15 protein-coding genes, 3 tRNA genes and 1 pseudogene are annotated in these 18,235 nt (G+C 58.9%); 14 read left to right on the top strand and 5 right to left on the bottom strand.

Going from position 1 to position 18,235, the window contains the following annotated elements:
- Nucleotides 1-34: 34 nt before the first annotated feature.
- Nucleotides 35-121 (bottom strand) — tRNA-Leu (locus Q5Q88_RS08650).
- Nucleotides 122-514: 393 nt separating this feature from the next.
- On the opposite strand from Q5Q88_RS08650, the gene Q5Q88_RS08655 reads away from it, so the two are divergent.
- Nucleotides 515-599: transfer RNA gene (locus tag Q5Q88_RS08655), tRNA-Leu, on the top strand.
- Between the two features lie 221 nt (nt 600-820).
- Here Q5Q88_RS08655 and Q5Q88_RS08660 read toward each other — a convergent pair.
- Nucleotides 821-1,879 (bottom strand): hypothetical protein, encoded by a 1,059-nt coding sequence (locus Q5Q88_RS08660; RefSeq protein ID WP_294123154.1) that lies wholly within the window; start codon nt 1,877-1,879, stop codon nt 821-823.
- A 225-nt stretch (nt 1,880-2,104) separates the two neighbouring features.
- Here Q5Q88_RS08660 and Q5Q88_RS08665 point away from each other — a divergent pair, with 225 nt between their 5' ends.
- Entirely contained in the window at nt 2,105-3,085 is a 981-nt protein-coding gene (locus tag Q5Q88_RS08665) for an SPFH domain-containing protein (protein WP_294123152.1), read from the top strand.
- A 134-nt stretch (nt 3,086-3,219) separates the two neighbouring features.
- On the top strand, nt 3,220-3,639 hold the full coding sequence (locus Q5Q88_RS08670; RefSeq protein ID WP_118652767.1) for a hypothetical protein: 420 nt from the start codon (nt 3,220-3,222) through the stop codon (nt 3,637-3,639).
- Nucleotides 3,640-3,807: 168 nt separating this feature from the next.
- Here the strand turns inward: Q5Q88_RS08670 and Q5Q88_RS08675 are convergent, their stop codons facing one another.
- Nucleotides 3,808-4,872: an acyltransferase family protein gene (locus Q5Q88_RS08675; protein WP_302743000.1), complete on the bottom strand. Its 1,065-nt coding sequence runs from the start codon at nt 4,870-4,872 to the stop codon at nt 3,808-3,810.
- A 150-nt stretch (nt 4,873-5,022) separates the two neighbouring features.
- On the opposite strand from Q5Q88_RS08675, the gene proC reads away from it, so the two are divergent.
- Nucleotides 5,023-5,811, top strand: coding sequence for a pyrroline-5-carboxylate reductase (gene proC, locus Q5Q88_RS08680; protein ID WP_302743002.1), 789 nt, complete (start codon nt 5,023-5,025; stop codon nt 5,809-5,811).
- Here the strand turns inward: proC and Q5Q88_RS08685 are convergent.
- On the bottom strand, nt 5,808-5,975 hold the full coding sequence (locus Q5Q88_RS08685) for a DUF6724 family protein (protein WP_199588828.1): 168 nt from the start codon (nt 5,973-5,975) through the stop codon (nt 5,808-5,810). The two genes, proC and Q5Q88_RS08685, sit on opposite strands and share 4 nt — an antisense overlap.
- A gap of 172 nt (nt 5,976-6,147) precedes the next feature.
- On the opposite strand from Q5Q88_RS08685, the gene serS reads away from it, so the two are divergent.
- The 6 genes and pseudogenes from serS to Q5Q88_RS08715 all read left to right on the top strand — a co-directional run bounded on the left by serS (nt 6,148) and on the right by Q5Q88_RS08715 (nt 12,966).
- The gene (gene serS / locus Q5Q88_RS08690; protein ID WP_302743004.1) at nt 6,148-7,440 is read left to right on the top strand and encodes a serine--tRNA ligase; all 1,293 of its coding nucleotides are present in this window, start codon (nt 6,148-6,150) and stop codon (nt 7,438-7,440) included.
- A gap of 381 nt (nt 7,441-7,821) precedes the next feature.
- A complete protein-coding gene (locus tag Q5Q88_RS08695; RefSeq protein WP_302743006.1) occupies nt 7,822-8,688 on the top strand; it encodes an HAD-IIB family hydrolase in 867 nt (288 codons plus the stop codon).
- A gap of 181 nt (nt 8,689-8,869) precedes the next feature.
- Nucleotides 8,870-9,736, top strand: coding sequence for a MurR/RpiR family transcriptional regulator (locus Q5Q88_RS08700; RefSeq protein WP_302743008.1), 867 nt, complete (start codon nt 8,870-8,872; stop codon nt 9,734-9,736).
- A pseudogene (gene murQ, locus Q5Q88_RS08705) lies at nt 9,729-10,616 on the top strand (N-acetylmuramic acid 6-phosphate etherase); the annotation flags it as partial. The gene Q5Q88_RS08700 and the pseudogene murQ, both read left to right, overlap by 8 nt.
- An 81-nt stretch (nt 10,617-10,697) precedes the next feature.
- A complete protein-coding gene (locus tag Q5Q88_RS08710) occupies nt 10,698-11,633 on the top strand; it encodes a GNAT family N-acetyltransferase (protein WP_302743020.1) in 936 nt (311 codons plus the stop codon).
- Nucleotides 11,626-12,966 (top strand): PTS transporter subunit EIIC, encoded by a 1,341-nt coding sequence (locus Q5Q88_RS08715; protein WP_302743010.1) that lies wholly within the window; start codon nt 11,626-11,628, stop codon nt 12,964-12,966. Before Q5Q88_RS08710 ends, Q5Q88_RS08715 begins: the two co-directional genes overlap by 8 nt.
- A gap of 200 nt (nt 12,967-13,166) precedes the next feature.
- On the opposite strand, the gene Q5Q88_RS08720 is transcribed toward Q5Q88_RS08715, so the two are convergent.
- Nucleotides 13,167-13,943: a MurR/RpiR family transcriptional regulator gene (locus tag Q5Q88_RS08720; RefSeq protein ID WP_302743012.1), complete on the bottom strand. Its 777-nt coding sequence runs from the start codon at nt 13,941-13,943 to the stop codon at nt 13,167-13,169.
- 207 nt (nt 13,944-14,150) lie between these two features.
- Here Q5Q88_RS08720 and Q5Q88_RS08725 point away from each other — a divergent pair, with 207 nt between their 5' ends.
- The 4 genes from Q5Q88_RS08725 (at nt 14,151) to Q5Q88_RS08740 (ending at nt 17,964) form a co-directional block, all read left to right on the top strand.
- Nucleotides 14,151-15,767: an alpha-glucoside-specific PTS transporter subunit IIBC gene (locus Q5Q88_RS08725; RefSeq protein ID WP_302743014.1), complete on the top strand. Its 1,617-nt coding sequence runs from the start codon at nt 14,151-14,153 to the stop codon at nt 15,765-15,767.
- 54 nt (nt 15,768-15,821) lie between these two features.
- Entirely contained in the window at nt 15,822-17,195 is a 1,374-nt protein-coding gene (locus tag Q5Q88_RS08730) for a 6-phospho-beta-glucosidase (RefSeq protein WP_302743016.1), read from the top strand.
- A 248-nt stretch (nt 17,196-17,443) separates the two neighbouring features.
- Nucleotides 17,444-17,791 carry a hypothetical protein gene (locus Q5Q88_RS08735; RefSeq protein WP_302743018.1) on the top strand — a complete coding sequence of 116 codons (348 nt, stop codon included), beginning with the start codon at nt 17,444-17,446 and terminating at the stop codon, nt 17,789-17,791.
- A gap of 96 nt (nt 17,792-17,887) precedes the next feature.
- Nucleotides 17,888-17,964, top strand: a tRNA-Arg gene (locus Q5Q88_RS08740).
- Nucleotides 17,965-18,235 lie beyond the last annotated feature (271 nt).

Here is an 18,235-nt window from a genome sequence, read left to right on the forward strand (position 1 = left end):
GAAAAAGCCCCATCGCTGGGGCTCACAAATCTTATGGTGCGGGCGAAAGGACTTGAACCTTCACGGGGTTGCCCCCATATGGACCTGAACCATACGCGTCTGCCAATTCCGCCACGCCCGCATGGATTTACATACTAGCGAAAGTGCTTTTGCGGTTCAAGAACTTTTTAGAACGGATTTTGCCCCAGGGCGATGCCGACCTCGGTGGTCTGACGGGCCACGCCTACGAAAGTGTGGCCGGTGCTCAGATGGTATTTTGTCCCCTGCGGCAAGCTCTTTGTCGTAGATCTTTGAGCGGATAAAACTAGAGACGCTTCCGTGCAGCGTCTCGCTCCCGATCTTATTCACAAGCCCTCCTGTCCGTGCGGCTTGTTTGTCCCCTTCAGGATATCCCCTGATAGGGTGTTATTTTCCGAACCGGTGAGCGGGGCGGTTAACGGCATCGTTGTTTGTGCGTGAGGGGAAACCAAGTACATGCCCGTGCGCGGCGCACCGTGGTACACTTTCTCGGCATGGGGGCGTGGCGGAATTGGCATACGCAGGAGACTTAAAATCTTCGGCCTTCGGGATTGTGGGTTCGAGTCCCACCGCCCCTACCAGCGCGATATCGGTCCCGGCGACGGGGCCGTTGTGGTTTTGGGCGCATTGCGGGGACTCGAACCCGAGAGGGCGCGGAGCTGAGGAAACGGCCGCGCCGTTTTCCAGCGGAGCTCGCGAGGGCCGCCGGGCCCGAAGCGGGGCGCGGGCGGCGGAGCCGCACGCGGAGTCCCACTGCCCCTACCAGCGCGATATCGGTCCCGGCGACGGGGCCGTTGCGGTTTTACCAGACGCCGAGGACCATGCTCATCGTCTCGGTCATGGCGTCTTCGTTGATGGCCCATTCGCCGTCTTTTCGGACGAGCTCGCTCCCAAAGAACGTCTCCTGCTCGGCGTCGATGTCCGCCATTCCCTCGGTGAACATGTCTCCGACCTTAGTTTTCTCTGCATCGCTCAGTGGGCGGAGGTTCCATTCTTCGTCCCAGGCGTCAATGTCCTTGAGGTAGCGGTCGATTTCATCGTAAATATCCTGGAGCTCAAAAATGCCGCCGGCCGTCGTGTAGCTCACATAGACCGTGGCGGTGTTGTCCTCGGTATACACAAAGCAGGAGTCGATCGTATACGAGAGATGGCTCATCTCCCAGTCCGCCCACGCTTGGGCATCGATGCCAAGCTCTTCACAGGTGCCGAGGAGGGCGCTATCGCAATCTGCGTTGAGTGTTTTCACTAGCAGGTCGCGTGTGTGGTCGCTGACGAGCTCGGCACTTAGGTATTCGTCTACGAGGGCGATGCATTCCTGCTCATCGAGCTCGTAGCCGGACGCATCGCCGGAGCTGTCGCCATCTTGCGGCGCATCCGGGCCAATGGGGTCCGAGTCGAAATCGATCTCGGGCTCGGGTTCAAGGAGGGATGCCAACGGTGCCGTAACGTCTCTAACGAGGTCAAATGCCGTGCTGAACAGGGATGGCACGATATTGACCAGAGCAATGAGGATGATGATCAGGCTAAAGACCGATCGCTTGCCGCGGCGCGGCTTCGTCGTGTCCTTGGGGGCTGCCTTTGCGGCGCGGCGCTCGCTTTTTGCCTTTGCCCGGGCGGCCTGTTTGCGCTGGCGTGGGGTTAGCCCATCGCCGCTCGGCTTTTTGGGCGCGTCGGAATCTGGAGCGCTGTAGTTGTCACGCATCTTGGTGGGGCTGGTGTAGGGCTCTTCTCCAAACGCGCAATCCTCGGCATGGTGACGGTCTGCGAGCAGATCGGGCGCGTCGGGCTCATCCCACGGGAGGGTGGGTTCGCCGGCGTTGAACGGGTCGACCTGGGTGTCGTGCTTGCTGCGTCGTGCCATGGGCCCTCCCTCATATGCGTGCGGGGCGCCGTGGGGCGGTGCCGCCGTCGAGCCTCGATGGTGCGGGCGCGGTGCGGCGAGTGACCCCCGGCTGGCCCAGTATACCGCCCGCCGCCGCGGGGGCCGCTCTCCCGCCGTTCGCGGGAAACAGGCGGTATGTGGGAACGGGGTGAACGGCGAGCGGGTATTATGCTCCCAACGAACCCTTCGTTCTAAGGATCGGACATGTTCTTCATTTTCGACTTTCTCGGCGGTCTCGTCGGCTTGCTGGTGATCTTTTTAATCGTCGGCGTCGTCACCGGCAATCTGTTCTTCGTGGTCAAGCAGCAGCACGCCGTCATCATCGAGCGCCTGGGCAAGTTCCATCGTATCGTGCCCGCGGGCTTCCATGCCAAGATCCCCTTCGTCGACCGCAAGGCGGCGACGGTCTCTCTGCGCACGATGAAGAACGGCTTCGACATCGACGTCAAGACTGAGGACAACGTCACCATCGGGCTCGAGGTCTCGGCGCAGTACCACGTGAGCTACGAGATGGGCACGCAGCCAAGCGAATCCGGCGTGTACAAGAGCTACTACATGCTCCAGCAGCCCGTCGCCCAGATGCGCGACTTCATCACCGACGCCCTGCGCTCCTCCATCCCCGTCTACACGCTCGACGAGGTCTTCGCCAAGAAGGACGACATCGCCAAGGACGTGAACGCCACCGTGTCCGAGCAGATGGACGCCTACGGCTTCACCTTGGTGAGCACGCTCATCACCAAGATCGCGCTGCCCGCCGAGGTCGAGGATTCCATGAACCAGATCAACGCCGCGCAGCGCACCAAGGCCGCGGCGCAGGACCTCGCCGAGGCCGACCGCATCCGCCGCGTCACCGAGGCCAAGGCGGAGGCGGAGGCCATGGAGAAGGCCGGCGAGGGCATCGCCAACCAGCGCAAGGCCATTGCCATCGGCATCAAGGACTCGCTCGAGACCATCCAGGAGACGGGCGTGGGCAACGATGAGGCCAACCAGCTCTTCATGTTCACGCAGTGGACCGAGATGATGAATGAGTTCGCCAAGAGCGGTCGCGCCAGCACCGTGGTGCTGCCCACCGATTTCACGCAGAGCGCGGGCATGTTCGAGCAGATGCTGGCGGCGAGTCAGGCGAACGACTCGGCCCCGGTGCCCGCAGCGCCTCCCGTGCCCCCGGTGGAGCCGCGGGGTTAGGATGCGCGTGCGTGCACGGCGCGCAAAGGGGCAGGCGCATTATACCCGCATGCAGGTAAACTGGGTATAAGCCATCATGATTGCAAGAGGGGGCCGACGATGCGGCCCTTTCGCCTGAAGAGAGAGGGGAAGCGATGAGCAGCTCGCGAAAGATGTTGAAGCTTGTGGCCATCGTGGCGGCCATCACGGGACTCGCCATGTGGACATTCGGCCTGGCGGTCGCCGGCGCCGGCCTGTTCGGCGGGACGGCGATCTCGGGGACCGACGCCGCGCCGCTGTACATGGGCGTGTCCGGCGTCTCGGGTCTGTGCTTTGTGGTGATGGGCTTGATGGGCATGCGCGCGTCCAACGTGCCGTCGCGCAGCGGCACGTCGATTGTCACGGCCTTTGGCTCACTGGCGGTGAGCGCCGTTGCGGTGCTGTTCTGGTCGTGGCAGGGCTTTGTTAAGATCGACGCTCCGAATGCCGTGCTGCTCGTTGTGGGCGTGCTCGAGGCGCTCACGATCCTCTTCTTCGCACGTAAGGTCAAGAAGGAGCACGATACCTGGCACTAAGGCCATATTCCCGCCGTACATCCGCCCCGGTGCATTAAGGTGCACCGGGGCGGTTCGGTTCGGGGCGTCCGCGCGGTTTGCGGGCGCCCCTTTTTCATGTCGGATTTCCGCGATGCGCCGATCGGGACTTCCCCATGTGGTGCTGGGTCCTCGGGGGCGTCGGGCGGTTTATTCGCCGCGAATCCAGCGGATCGAGAGGAGCCTCGCGAACGGCCGCTCCAACTGCGGTGCCGCGCACAGCGCGACGGTGGCGGCGGTGAGGGCCATGGCCATGGCGGTGCCGGCGAGCGGGTCGTTCATCCAGGCGAATCCGTACAGCGGCGTATGGAAGGTCAGCCATGCCCGGGCGAGGCGATGGAGTACGTAGACTTGGAGCGTGCGCCTGCCGAGGGTGGTGAGCCAACCTGTGGCGGTGGGCGCGAGTTTGAGAACGGCCAGTGACATGAGGGCACCCATCAAGAAGGCGGTGAACCTTTGGGCGATTCCCTCAAAAAGCCCGTTTGCATATGGGTTGTCTCCATAGACCATCGGGAAGAACCAGCTGTATGAATCCGTGTCGATGAGGCGCATTGCCACCACGATTCCGGCGAGGCAGAGGGCGGGCCATGGTATGTTGCGTCCATGCAGGCTCGCGACGGTTGCGGGGCGCAGGTAGTAACCGAGGGCGAAGCACGGCAGGAAAGCGCACGTGCGCCCGATGGCAAGAAAGCCGCTCGAGGTGTCCACCAGGCCCGAAAGCAGGGAGATCGCAATCGAGGCCACCATACCGCGCACCGTCCCAAGGCGGGCGAGCACGGGTGTCATCGCATACCAGCAGCCCATGGAGATGAGGTACCACGGCGCCGAGGTGAACGCGCAGATGCGCAGCGGCGTGAGTTTTGCCCCGTTTATGAGTGCGAGGGCGAGTTGGTAGGCAAAGCCCAGGGCGATAAACGAGATGATGCGATTGATCTTGAGTTTGCCGTTGCGATATGCGCTCTTTGCGAACAGGCCGGACATCAGCACGAAGAGCGGCATGTGAAAGAGGTAGACAACGTCGAAGGCGAAGCTGAGGACCGGATTGGTGTTGTGCACGGGATGGGCGATGTGGCCGAGCACGACGAGGATGATGAGGAGTCCTTTGAGGTTGTCGAACAGGGCGATGCGCCCTTCGGGGCTCGATGTGGCGCCATCCGCGCTATCCGAACCGACTCCGCCTGTTGCCTTGGCGCGCGCCAAGCTGTGCTCCTCCATGCATTCCCCTTTTCTGACACCTCGCGTTCACAATCCTAGCGTGAACGCACCTTGCTGGGGCGTGCGAGTAAGATATCTGCATATGTGTATGGACGGCCCCATGCGAGTGCGGGCTCGCGCGAAGAGCGCACGACAAGATTGGTTTTCGGCATGAACGTGAACGATGCGAGGATTGGCTTCATCGGATTCGGAAACATGGCGAGCGCCATGGCGGACGGCTGGATCGCGAGTGGCGCGGTTCCGGCGGGCAACATGTGCGCCTGCGCCGGCCGCTACGAGGCGCTGGTGCCCCGCTGCGAGCAGCGCGGGATGCGTGCCTGCGAGACGGCGCAGCAGGTTGTCGAGGCCTCCGACGTGGTGGTCGTTGCGGTGAAGCCCTACATGATTGAGACCGTGCTCGCCCCGCTTTCCGAGATGCTTGCGGGTAAGGCGATCCTATCCGTCGCCGCGGGCTGGAAGTGCGAGGACTACGACCGCGTGATCCCCGGCACCCACCACCTGTCCACGGTTCCCAACACGCCCGTGGCCATCAACGAGGGCGTGATCGCCTGCGAGAAGGCTTCGACGTTGACTGCCGATGAGCACGGGCTCGTGTTCGCCCTGCTCGGCCTGCTCGGCTCGCCCATCGAGGTCGAGACGCTCCTGCTTTCCGTTGCCGGCACGGTGGGCGGTTGCTCGCCCGCGTTCATCGCCATGGTGATCGAGTCGCTGGCGGACGCCGCCGTGAAGCATGGGATTCCCCGCGCGATCGCCTATGAGATGGTGAGCCAGATGGTTGCCGGAACGGCGAAGCTGCAGCTGGCGACTGGCATGCACCCCGGTGCCATGAAGGACGCGGTCTGCTCGCCCGGCGGCACGACCATCAAGGGCGTGGCGGAGCTCGAGGCGGCGGGTATGCGCTCGGCCTTCATCCGCGCCATCGACGTGATCGAGGGCTAGAAGAGGCCGTCTTCGTCGTCGGGCCTGGAGCCTCGGTCGACGTAGATCTTGTGCGTGCGCTTCTCGAGCACGAAGGCGACGATGGCGAAAATCAGCACGCCGGCAAAGAACAGGACCGCAACACCCGTGCGGGTGCCAAAGAGAAAATTGAACAGTTCATCCATGGTTACGTCCTGCTTTCTTGGCTGGGTCGCCTGTCGTTATAACGGGCACCAGTATATACTTGCAATGCATCAACATGCATCACATCGCGTTTCCCTGCGATGAATCGCCGTGCTGCGGTCCAGATTCCCGGGCTGCGGTAACGGCTTTACGAGAGAGAAGTACGGAGGAATCATGCTCGACATCAAGTTTGTACGCGAGAACCCCGAGGTGCTCGACGTCGCCATGGCGAACCGCCAGGGCAGCTGGGACCGCGACCGCTTCTTCGCGCTCGATGAGGAGCGCCGCTCCGTCATCTCGCAGGTCGAGGACCTGCAGGCGACCCGCAACGCCGAATCCAAGAAGATCGGCATGCTCATGAAAGAGGGCAAGCGCGAGGAGGCCGAGGCCGCCAAGGAGGCCGTACGCCAGGTCAACGAGCAGATCGAGGGTCTCGCCGCCCGCCGCTCGGAGCTCGACGCCGAGGTCTCCGACTTCATGGCCCGCATCCCCAACATTCCCTGCGAGGCGACCCCCGTGGGCAAGGACGAGAACGAGAACCCCGAGCGCCGTCGCGTGGGCGAGCCCCGCGACTTCGCCGCCGAGGGATTCGACCCGAAGGCCCACTGGGATCTGGGCACCGAGACCGGTATCCTCGATTTCGACCGCGGCGCGAAGCTCTCCGGCGCCCGCTTCACCGTGCTCTCCGGTGCCGGCGCGACGCTCGACCGCGCGCTGCAGTGCTTCTTCCTCAACACCCACATCGCCCGTGGCTTCAAGGAGTTCATCCCGCCGGTGATCGTGAACCGCGAGATCATGTACGGCACGGGCCAGCTGCCCAAGTTCGAGGACGACGCCTACCACACCGGCGAGGACCAGTTCCTGATCCCCACGGCCGAGGTCGCGCTCACCAACCTGCACGCCGGCGAGGTGCTCGACGCCTCGAGCCTGCCGCTGCGCTATACCGCCGGCACCCCCTGCTTCCGAGAGGAGGCGGGCTCCGCGGGTCGCGACACGCGCGGCATCATCCGCCAACACCAGTTCACCAAGGTCGAGATGGTCAAGTTCGCCCGTCCCGAGGAGTCCGATGACGAGCTCGAGAGCATGGTCGCCGAGGCCGAGTACCTCCTGCAGCAGCTTGGCCTGCCCTATCGCGTGATCAGCCTGTGTACCGGTGACCTGGGCTTCTCTGCCCGTCAGACCTACGATATCGAGGTTTGGCTGCCGAGCTATAACGCCTACAAGGAGATCTCCTCCTGCTCCAACTGCGGCGACTTCCAGGCCCGCCGTGCCAACATCAAGTACCGCGACCCAGAGAACTTCAAGGGCACGCGCTTTGTCCACACGCTCAACGGCTCCGGTCTGCCCACCGGGCGTACCATGGCCGCCATCATGGAGAACTACCAGAACGCCGACGGATCCATCACGGTGCCCGAGGTCCTGCGCCCCTACATGGGCGGTATCGAGAAGATCGAGCCGCTGGCGTAGGACAACTCCAGCAGAATGCACGCCTATGGTCGGCACCCGTTCGCGGGTGCCGCTTTTTCTTTGGGCAAAAGGGGCGGCGGACCCGCACGGCGATGTGAGGAATCCATGTTTTGAAACCGTCGGCTCGTTTCAAACCGTTGATAAATCACATTACCAAGGCCATTTCTGTGAAGAAACCACGGTTTGAAATGATGAGGCTCGTTTCAAACCGTGGTTTCGTCACATTGCATGGGCGTTGCCGGGCGAAAAATGAGTACCGGCGCATTGTTGGTAATCTTATGGCCGTGCAGACTGCGATACCAACCACATGGAGATGGTCGTATGCCCCTTGTTAGCGTCAGGCCGAACAACGTCTACAAAGGCGACATATTCGAGGAGCTTTTGGCGAAAGTCGATGTTGTCGCGGTCGATTTGGACGGTACGTTGCTCAATGCGCGCGCCGACGTCGACGACTTGACGGCGAGCGCGATTCGCCGCGCATCTGCAGCCGGCATCCGTGTGATTCCGGCGACAGGCCGAGTGCTCTCGGTTCTGCCGGAGACGTTGACGGCGATTCAAGACATCGAATATGCCGTGTGCTGCGCCGGTGCTACGGTCCTGCGCATGGACGAGTCGAGAGACTGTTGCTTTGCGTTGAAGGATGACGGATTCGAACCTAATGAGGCGGCTGAGATTGTTGGTATGATCATCCATCGCTATCGTGGGGATGTGCTGGTAGACTTTTCATGCGAGGGAGTCATGTACTCCGAACGCAGCATGCTGGCGGAGCTTGAGTCTTTCGACGTTCCCGGCCTCTCTATCGCCTACGTGCGTCGATCACGAAGACAGGTCGACGATCTCGTGCACGCCGCGAGCCTCGCATCGGCGCCCGTCGGGCGCATTAACATATTTGCGAGAGACGAGCGGATGCGACTTGAGATCATGTCTACACTCTCCGAGGAAAGATCGTATGAACTAGGTAATTCCCTGAAACACAATATCGAAATCAACCCCGAGGGGACCAGCAAATGGCGAGGCCTGACATGGCTATGTGACCATCTCGGCATCTCGCGTGATCACATTATGGCGGTGGGGGACAGCTCGAACGATATCGATATGCTGTCTCGCGCATGGGTGGGAGTCGCCATGAAGAACGCATCTCGGGATGCCTTGGCGGCGGCGGACGCCCGGACGGTCTGGGCGAACGACGAATCGGGTGTCGCCCGACTGCTGACCGAGATGGTGGATATACGGCAATCTCACCTATGAGGACAGCCTGGAGCACCTGAAACAAATTCAAATCATGGATGCGCCGACGGTTGCTTGACGCCTATGAACGGCTGGGTTCCCCGGCCTTTTCGGTCATTGCTGAAACATAGTACCAATTTCATCGATGTATGCTGACACGTTTGTGTTTGCTCTGTTTAATACAACTTGAAAGGAGGTTTCGATGCCGATCAAGGGGTTGTTACTGGGGTTACGGGAGCTCCGGCATAGTACTAGCCCCGCAATTCGCGACGTGGCGGAAACCATCGAGCGTGATCCGGGGAAGATGGCCGGCCTGAGCGTTCGCGATCTTGCTGCTGCCAGCCGCACGTCGCCCTCTTCGGTTGTCCGGCTGTGCAGGAAATTGGGATGCGAGGGCTACCGTGAGTTTCAACGGGAGCTCGTGTATGAGTTGGCCTCCATGGATGGCATCAATGACGTGGCACTCGAGGATATCGTTCCCGATGACGATGCGGACAGCGTCTTGGTTAAAGTGCTGCAAAGCGATGTGAGATCCATGGAGGCAACGGCACGCCTAGTCGATCCTTCCATTCTGATGGAATGCGCGCGCGTTATCGCCGATTGCCGGACGGTCAATTTGTACGGTGTCGGGGCGTCGTTGCTGGTCGCCCATGACCTGCAATCGAAGCTCGAGCGCGTCGATAAAGTCTGTCGGATCCAGGACGACTGGCATGGACAGCTGCTGAGCGCTCGCAATTTACATTCCGATGACGTGGCGGTGGTGTTCAGTTACTCCGGACTCACGGAGGAGATGCTTATCGTGGCGCGTCACGCGAGAAGGCATGGTGCGACGGTCATCGCCGTAACAAGGGCCATCGGCAGCGATTTGGCGGACGAGTCCGATTTGGTCCTCGGCGTGGCGTCGAGCGAGCCGTTGGTCCGCAGTGGGGCCATGGGATCGCGGATGTCCCAGCTTCTGGTCGTGGATGCCCTGTATGCGATGTACGTGATCCAAGACTACGAGCGGTGCAGCCAGATCATGCTTCGGAATTACAGCGAGAAATATTCGAGAGGAGATGCGGGTGATTGATTTGGGGGGATTGTCGACCGAGGGCCGCAATCCGGAAACGATGGATTTGGACACTATGTCATCGCTCGAGATTGTCGAAGTGATGAATCGCGAAGACGCACGGGCCGTCGCCTCTGTCACCGGGATGCTGCCGCGTGTCGCTCAGGCGGCAGACTGGGCAATAGAGGCCATCTCCTCAGGTGGTAGGTTGATTTACGTGGGCGCGGGTACGAGCGGTAGGCTGGGCGTGCTGGACGCTGTCGAGTGCCCGCCGACGTTCGGAGTGTCGCCCGACGTGGTGGTCGGCCTTATCGCCGGCGGCGAGGATGCGTTCGTCAAAGCGGTAGAGGGCGCTGAGGACGACATGGCGCTGTGCGTCGACGATCTGAAGGAGATCGATCTAAAGCCTCGAGACGTCGTAATCGGTTTGGCTGCGAGCGGTCGCACCCCCTACGTCATCGGGGGGCTTCGGTATGCGCGCGAGCTCGGATGCAAGACCGTTGCAATCGCCTGCAACCGGGACTCCCAAATCGGGCGCGAGGCCGACCTCGCAATCGAGCCTGTGCCGGGTCCAGAAGTACTTACGGGCTCCACCCGACTCAAGGCGGGCACGGTGCAGAAGCTGATTCTGAACATGATCTCGACGGCGACTATGGTGGGGATCGGCAAGGCGTATGAGAACCTGATGGTAGACGTCCAGCAGACGAACGAGAAGCTGCGGGCGCGCGCGCAAAACATTGTCATGGAGGCGACCGGTTGCACGCGCGAAGAGGCGGTTGCGGTACTTGCAGATGCGGGAGGCCGAGTGAAGACGGCCGTCGTGATGGTGCTCGCGGGCTTGGATGCCCGGGAGGCGGAGTCGGCACTCGAGGATTCCCACGGGCATGTCCGGGGCGCCGTGGTGGATGAGGTCGTCTATGTGAGCGCCCACGCTGCTGACGCCGGCACGATGAGGGCGGTATGGAGGTTTCTGAACGAGCGCATGCCTGAGATCAGATACGTCCCGTATGAGAGTTACGACCGTTTTGAAGAGCAGATCCTCTCGAACCCGGAGTTCGATCCGAAGGGTTTCAAGATCGCACTCGAGAAGGGTGAGGTTGTCGGGGTTTGCGGCGTGTTGAGTTGTAGCGATCTGCTTCCCACGGAAATTCGCGAGGAGATGCCTTCGTATTTGTACTTGTTGGCCGTCGATCCCCATTATCGTCGCCGGGGGATTGGCTCAGAGATGCTGGCGCAAGCAGAAGCCTATGCTCTCGAACAGGGAAATTGGGGGCTTCGCGTTTCCCATAAGTGCCCCATTAAGTTCGCATGGAAGCTTTCGGGCTATGATGCCCAGCACAACAAAGCGCCTGGTGTTCTGGCGGACACTGAGGGTGAATCGTTTCTGGTCAAACGCGGCTTTGCCATCGAGGCAACGGAGATCTCCTACTACATCGACCTGGCATCCTATGAGCTCTCCCAGGACATGCTCGAGGAGCGCGGTCGCCTTCGGGAAATGGGTTATACCATCGGGTATTTCGATCCCGCTCGACATGGGGGTCAAGACGAGATGTTCGACCGGTTGGGCGATGAGTCGTATCGGAAGAAATTTCGAACGGCGTTGCTGGAGGGCTCTGACATCCTCGTGGCGCTTCACGACGACCGCACGGTATGCGGAATCGCAGGCGCGTTGTCGGTTGAGGGGACAGGACGTGGCTTTTTCCAGGGCCTCGCAGTTGATCCTGCACATGGCGGAAAAAAGCTCGGCAACGTTTTGTTTTTTACTCTTTGCGAAGAACTGAAGAGGAAGGGGGCTCACTATATGACGTTCTTCGTGGATGACGACAACTATGCTCGGAAGATTTACGACCGGGCCGGTGGTGTCGTGGCGGATAGCTGGAAGATCATGGCAAAGAAAGGTGGGTCCGATCATGAGTAACGAACAGTTGGCTCGAGAAATTGTAGACAGCGTTGGTGGAAAAAATAACCTTACGTTCCTCGAGAACTGCATGACGCGCGTGCGTATTGACGTCCGCAATCCCGAGGCAGTTGATGTTGAGCGTTTGAAGATGCTCGACGGCATCATGGGTGTCGTATGCGAGAACGATAACATCCAGCTCGTGGTGGGCACGGGCAAGTGCGTCAAGATCGTGAAGGCGATTGAGGACCTGACCGGATTCAAACAGGGGCTTTCCGCCGAGGCTGCAGAGCGCAAGCGGGCGAATGACGCCAAGAATGAGACCCCTGTCAAGCTGCTGCTGAAGAATATCGCCCAGGTGTTCGTTCCGATTATTCCGGCGTTCGTCTCCTGTGGTCTGCTGCTCGCGATCTATGAGTTCTGCGGCGTGTTTGCCCCCGAGCTTCAGGCGTCTGCATTTGGTCATATCCTGAACGCCGTCGCATCCTCGGTGTTCGCCATTCTTCCCATCATCGTCGGCTACAATGCGGCAAAGCAGTTTGGCGGCACCGCGATTATTGGTGCCGTGCTGGCTTCAATCCTGAATGCCGAGGCGATCACCGGCATTTCTCTGTTCGGTATTGAGTTCGCCGCGGGACGGGGTGGAATCATCGCCGTGCTGGTCGCCGCCGCCCTCGGCGCGCAGTTCGAGAAGCAGCTGCGCAAGGTCGTCCCAGACTTCCTCGACTTGTTCCTCACGCCCTTGGTCACTGTGTTTGTGATGACGTTCGCCAGCCTCTTGATATTCCAGCCCATCGCTGGGTTCGTTTCGACAGCCGTGGGCGATTTTGTCAGCTATATCATCTATAACGCTCCGGCCCTTGCCGGTTTGGCAACCCTTGTGTATCTGCCGCTCGTTATGACCGGCATGCACCATGGTTTGATCGCGGTTAACGCTCAGCTTATCGCGGACTTTGGGGTGACGTACCTTCTGCCAGTCACGTGCATGGCGGGTGCTGGTCAGGTTGGAGCCGCGCTGTACGTGTATCTCAAGACCAAGAACAAAAGCCTTAAGAAGATTTGCCGCAATGCGCTGCCGGTCGGCGTTCTCGGTATCGGCGAGCCGCTGATGTGGGGCGTGACCATTCCCCTTGGCAAGCCGTTCATCGCCTCGTGCATAGGTGGAGCCGTCGGAGGAAGTGCCATGGCTATGATGCATGTCGCCGCCCTCATCCCCGAGCTTTCAGGCATTCAGCTGTCCCTGATTACTACGAGTCCCATAAAGTATCTTATCGGTCTTGCAATTTCCTATGCTGCGGGCTTCGTGGTGTGTATGATTCTCGGTTTCGATGATCCAGCGGAAGAAGCTGAGTAAAGCTCCTCTAAGCGTCTTACTTCCGAACGGGGTGTAGCCCTTGATCGGGGGATGCTCGCCTCTATTGTGGACAAAACGGGATGATTGCATAAATGCAATCATCCCGTTTTGCATTGGCTACATTGCGCTCGCATAATAGCGTGGATATTTGCATAGTCTATGGGGCACATGGCAAGGCAGCAGCTAATGAGCTACTGTCTCTAGTCACCTGCGGACTGTGAGTGGTTCCAGCTTAAACCTCCCAGTTCCTCCTCATATTTGTAGAGAATCCGTTCGAAGGCGAGGATGCAGCAGCCAGTAAAGCTTCCCGGCCTGCTGTTGGAATTGTCTAACGGCTGATCATCTTCGACGAGGAACATCATGTCCGCTAAATCAACGATTGGATTGTTCGTATTTCCTACAAATGCAGCAACGGGTATTCCGCGGGCGACGCATTCTTGAGCGGCATGAACGACGGCTGGGGTTCGTCCCGATTTTGAGACGATGATCATGAGTGAGAGATGATTGCGCATCATTGTTGCGAATTGGTCTGAGTATAGATAGTCCTGCTCGACGGCAGGATAACCCCGTCCCAGTAGTTTATGTTGCATGTATTCACTGATGAGGTGCGAATACCCCTCCCCTTTAAGCCCTATCAGCTCTTTGCGGTCGAGCAGGTCGTAAAAGCGAGCAAGGTGCTCTGCATCGTAGGTGAGCGACGCGTGGAGCTCATTCGAAGATATGATCGACTGGTCCTGATCGGCGGTACGCGTTCTGAGGGCATAAACCATCTCGCGAAATCCACTGTATCCAAGTTTCTTCGAGGCGCGGGTCACGGTAGTCATGCTTGTGAAACAGGAGCTTGCAATCTCCCTGATTGACACCTCTTGATTTTTGTCTAGGTGCTCAAGCACATGAAGCACGACATCGTGTTCGGTGGTTGTGAGTTTTGCCGTGGGAAAGAGTTTAAATACGCGGTCGTTGCGAACGGTTTCCATGACGCGTCCTTTCCTTGTAATGGGCATCTGGGGTTGTAGAAGCCGTATTGAATACGAGGGTAATTATTTACGTATTTCGGTGTTCTTATCACGCGGTAGCGTGAATTCTCGCTTTGTAGAATCGCAGTTAGCCGCAATGGCGGTTGGTTGGGGGTACGTGCGACAAAAGATACCACGTACAACGGTAGAGTAAGGAGTTGAATCGACATGGCTACTGCTGAGGGTAAGAAACATCGCATCGGCATGGCCGAGTTCCAGAGATTTGGCGGGGCGATGCTGACGCCCGTCCTCTTCTTCATGTTCTCGGGCATTGTCGTCGCCGTTACATCCGTCCTCACCAATCCGATGCTGGTTGGTGAAATCGCGAATGAGGGCACCGCGTGGAATGGGTTCTGGAATACGGTTGCCAACGGCGGATGGACGGTCTTCAACAACATGGAGATCCTATTCGCCATCGGCCTCGCATACGGCCTGTCCAATGAGGCAAAGGGACGGGCGGCGCTTGAAGCCTTCGTGCTGTACATGACCTTCAACGTTTTCATCAACAACCTTCTGGCTTTCTTCGGCCCCATGTTCCACGTGGATCTTGCGACTGCGGAGACCGGCATCAAGGCGATTGGTGGCGTGACCACCCTCGACACAGGCTTCCTGGGCGCGATCCTGGTTTCCGGCGTAATCGTTGCTCTCCACAACCGCTTTTTCAACAAGCGCCTTCCCGAGTGGCTTGGCATCTTCCAGGGCTCCGCATTGGTGGCTGCCGTTGGTTTCCCGGTTATGCTCGCCCTCGCTTTTGCGTTCTGCCTCGTTTGGCCCACAGTCCAGGCTGGCATCAATCAGCTGCAGTATTTCATGTCCAATGCGGGTCTTCTCGGCGTTTGGGTCTACACCTTCCTTGAGAAGGCGTTGCTTCCGACCGGCCTGCACCACTTCATCTACTCGCCGTTCCAGTATGGTCCGGCGGTTGTCGAGGGTGGCATCACGTATTACTGGATGGAGCACCTTCAGCAATTCGCCTCTTCGAGCGAAAGCCTGACGACCCTGTTCCCCGCTGGTGGATTCCAGCTCCAGGGCCTTTCGAACTTCTTCGGAATTCCTGGCATCGCGCTGGCCTTCTACTTCACCTCCCGCAAGGAGAACCGCAAGAAAATGCTCGCACTGTGCATCCCCGGTGTTATCACGGCGGCGCTCTGCGGCATTACCGAGCCCTTCGACTACACGTTCCTGTTTGTTGCACCAGTGCTTTTCTTCGTGCACGCCTTCCTTGCGGCTACGTTCGCAACCGTTCAGTACGCCTTCGGTTTGTCTGGTGATTTCGGCGGAGGCCTGATCGACGTGTTCGCCAAGAACGTCATTCCCTTGGGCCAGAATCACCTGATGACCTACGTCGTGATGTTCGCCATTGGCTTGGTTTCGATCGCCGTGTACTTTATCGTCTTCCGTTACCTGATTCTCAAGTTCGACTTCCAGACCCCCGGTCGTGGAGAGGACATCGAATTCCATACGAAGAGTGACTATCGCGAGAAGATGGCTGCCGGCAAGGAATCGAACGCCGTTTTCGTCGATGAGGCTGCCGGCTATCTTGTCGCCCTCGGCGGCGCGGCGAACATCGTGTCCGTCACGAATTGCATGACTCGTCTGCGCGTATCGGTTTCAGATGAGACGCTGGTGAAGGACGACAAGGCGTTTCTGGAATGGGGAGCAAAGGGCGTCGTTCGCAACGGTGATGCCTTCCAAGTTATCGTGGGGCTTTCCGTTCCACAGGTGACCGAAGCGTTTAAAGACCTTGTAAGCGGTAAGACCGAGATGCCGTCCGGTATCGAATAGCAAACAGCGACGAGGGGGCGCGTCTCGGCGCCCCTTCAGATGGGAAGTGATCATATGAAGCTGGCGGTTATCGGCGGCGGCGGCGTTCGCTCCATGTTCCTGGCTAAGAGCCTGGCGCAGCAGGCGGGCAAGCTCGGAATCAAAACGCTCGTGTTTATGGACAACGACAGCGAGAAGCTGCGGATTTACGGGACCCTCGCGCGTCATGTTTCGAACATGCTTGACCCTAACCTTGAGTTCATCATGACCGAAGATGCGGTCGAGGCGGTGCGTGACGCCGACTATGTCATCACCACCATCCGTGTGGGCGGCGACCACATGCGCGTTCGCGATGAGCGTCTCGCGCTTGCTCACAATGTGCTGGGGCAAGAGACGACGGGTGCCGCCGGCGTTTCTTTCGCGATGCGCTCAATCCCGGCGCTTGCTCACTACTGCGAGCTTATTAAGGAGTACGCAAAACCTGGTGTAAAGGTGTTCAACTTCACGAACCCGGCGGGTGTGGTCTCCCAAGCTCTGCATGATATGGGCTATACGTTCACCTATGGAATCTGCGATGCACCCAGCGGCATGCTCCGTCAGTTCGCAAAGGTTCTTGGTGCCGATCCGGACTCCGTGTACGGTGAGTGCTATGGCTTGAACCATCTCTCGTATTTTTCGAGCATCACGGATGGCGATCGAGAGGTGCTGCCCGAGCTGATGGAGATGGACGAGGTATACCGCGCGACCGACATGCATTTCTTCGATAAGGACCTGGTCCGCAGCCGTAAAGCCATTCTCAACGAGTACCTGTACTACTTCTACTATCGTGAGCGCGCTGTTGAGAATATCCAGCGTGCAGGTATCACGCGAGGAGAAACCATTGAGGAGATCAACAGGGCTATGACGGAGGAGCTCTCCGAGATTGACATCGATGCCGATTTTGATCGTGCGCTTGAGGTTTATGAGAAGTGGTATGGCAAGCGCGAGAACGCGTATATGGCCAACGAGACGGGCATCAAGCGCGAGGAGCCTTGGAGCTTCGACGTGTTCAGTCCTGACGCCGGTGGATATGCAGGCGTCGCGCTGCGCTATATCGAGCTTGAGCGCTCCGGGAAGCAGGGCAGAATGATTTTGTGCGCGCCCAATAACGGGGCCATCCCTACTCTCGGGGATGACGATGTGGTTGAGATTACCTGTGATGTGAATGCTGAGGGCTGCGTTCCGCACCACTTCGCCATTGATGAGATTCCTGCTGGGAACCTTGAACTCATCCGTCGCGTAAAATACTATGAGCGTCTCGCTGCCCGGGGCATAGTTAACCGTTCGAAATCCGATATCATCGAGTGCCTCACTATGCATCCACTGGTGAACTCTTATTCCATTGCAGTTGACCTTACAGAAAAGTATATCGAGCTCAACAGCGATTACATTGATGGTTGGGCTGAGTAGCTCTTTGATGTGAGAGTTTCTGACAATCTAGAATCGCTCCGCACTGCCTTCGGCGTGTGGAGCGATTTTGTGTTTGGGAACCTCAGCTCACTCTGTGCGTTGCCGCAGCATGGCAGATCATCCGCTACAGGTGTCCGTAAGCTTCTTTCCAGCAAATAAAATCGAACAATAGTTCTACGAACAAACGTTCTGATTTTGGGTATACTGTACCTATGAAAGTGGCGAAGCGTAGGAAGGGGAGTGTGCCGATGGATCTGTTCGATTGCGGGGCGATCTTGTATGAAAGCCAAGAAGGGGAGGAGGCCTTGCGCATTGAGTGCGCAGTGACATCCGAGGGCGCGTTGGAGGTGATGCAGGAGAGTGACGGGCCGTTGACATCGTGGTGCTTCGAAGAAAGCCCTCATCGCATTGAAGTGGTGGTGGAGCCAATGGAGGCCGAGAGGCTGCTCGAGTACTATCACCTGGATGAGCTCCGGCAGCTGCCAGCCGTTCTTCGTTTGGAGTACACGGGGTTCGATAGCTTTCAGCGTTTGCGTGCGCTGTTCAAGCGGCTTGCGATCCTCTACGACGTCTTCGAGGCCGAGATAGTGCGCTAGGATACGGTGTGGCAGGTTGTCGTTTCAGGAATTTGAAATTATTACGCCAAATTCCTTGACGGGGTGCATGATTGGTGGCACTATATACTTCGCGTTGCGGCGTTACCTCAGCTGGATAGAGGGTCTGACTACGAATCAGAACGTCACAGGTTCGAATCCTGTACGCCGCACCAGTCGAAATGAGAACCCGGGTCGTCTAAGCGGCTCGGGTTTTTTAATGTGGCATCGCTGTGAAAAGGATGAGAGGGTGGGGTCGTGATGGCTTGAGGCCGTGGCCCAACACCGCCGTCCTATCGTTGCAACCGAAGTCGCCGCTGGGGTTGCCTCCGTCGAAAAGATTTTAGGTTTAGTGCTTGACTCCGCCATGGGCGCGTGGCAATATATTCCGTGCGTTGCGGCGTTACCTCAGCTGGATAGAGGGTCTGACTACGAATCAGAACGTCA

Source organism: uncultured Collinsella sp., from assembly GCF_959026545.1.
Classification (GTDB): Bacteria; Actinomycetota; Coriobacteriia; order Coriobacteriales; family Coriobacteriaceae; genus Collinsella.

Bases quoted from the DNA above. Each gene is read 5' to 3' on its own strand.
- Q5Q88_RS08660 (WP_294123154.1), bottom strand. From the start codon at position 1,879: ATGGCACGACGCAGCAAGCACGACACCCAGGTCGACCCGTTCAACGCC.
- Q5Q88_RS08735 (WP_302743018.1), top strand. From the start codon at position 17,444: ATGGATCTGTTCGATTGCGGGGCGATCTTGTATGAAAGCCAAGAAGGG.
- Q5Q88_RS08675 (WP_302743000.1), bottom strand. From the start codon at position 4,872: ATGGAGGAGCACAGCTTGGCGCGCGCCAAGGCAACAGGCGGAGTCGGT.
- proC (WP_302743002.1), top strand. From the start codon at position 5,023: ATGAACGTGAACGATGCGAGGATTGGCTTCATCGGATTCGGAAACATG.
- Q5Q88_RS08715 (WP_302743010.1), top strand. From the start codon at position 11,626: ATGAGTAACGAACAGTTGGCTCGAGAAATTGTAGACAGCGTTGGTGGA.
- Q5Q88_RS08720 (WP_302743012.1), bottom strand. From the start codon at position 13,943: ATGGAAACCGTTCGCAACGACCGCGTATTTAAACTCTTTCCCACGGCA.
- serS (WP_302743004.1), top strand. From the start codon at position 6,148: ATGCTCGACATCAAGTTTGTACGCGAGAACCCCGAGGTGCTCGACGTC.
- Q5Q88_RS08725 (WP_302743014.1), top strand. From the start codon at position 14,151: ATGGCTACTGCTGAGGGTAAGAAACATCGCATCGGCATGGCCGAGTTC.
- Q5Q88_RS08700 (WP_302743008.1), top strand. From the start codon at position 8,870: ATGCCGATCAAGGGGTTGTTACTGGGGTTACGGGAGCTCCGGCATAGT.
- Q5Q88_RS08665 (WP_294123152.1), top strand. From the start codon at position 2,105: ATGTTCTTCATTTTCGACTTTCTCGGCGGTCTCGTCGGCTTGCTGGTG.
- Q5Q88_RS08730 (WP_302743016.1), top strand. From the start codon at position 15,822: ATGAAGCTGGCGGTTATCGGCGGCGGCGGCGTTCGCTCCATGTTCCTG.
- Q5Q88_RS08670 (WP_118652767.1), top strand. From the start codon at position 3,220: ATGAGCAGCTCGCGAAAGATGTTGAAGCTTGTGGCCATCGTGGCGGCC.
- Q5Q88_RS08685 (WP_199588828.1), bottom strand. From the start codon at position 5,975: ATGGATGAACTGTTCAATTTTCTCTTTGGCACCCGCACGGGTGTTGCG.
- Q5Q88_RS08710 (WP_302743020.1), top strand. From the start codon at position 10,698: ATGCCTGAGATCAGATACGTCCCGTATGAGAGTTACGACCGTTTTGAA.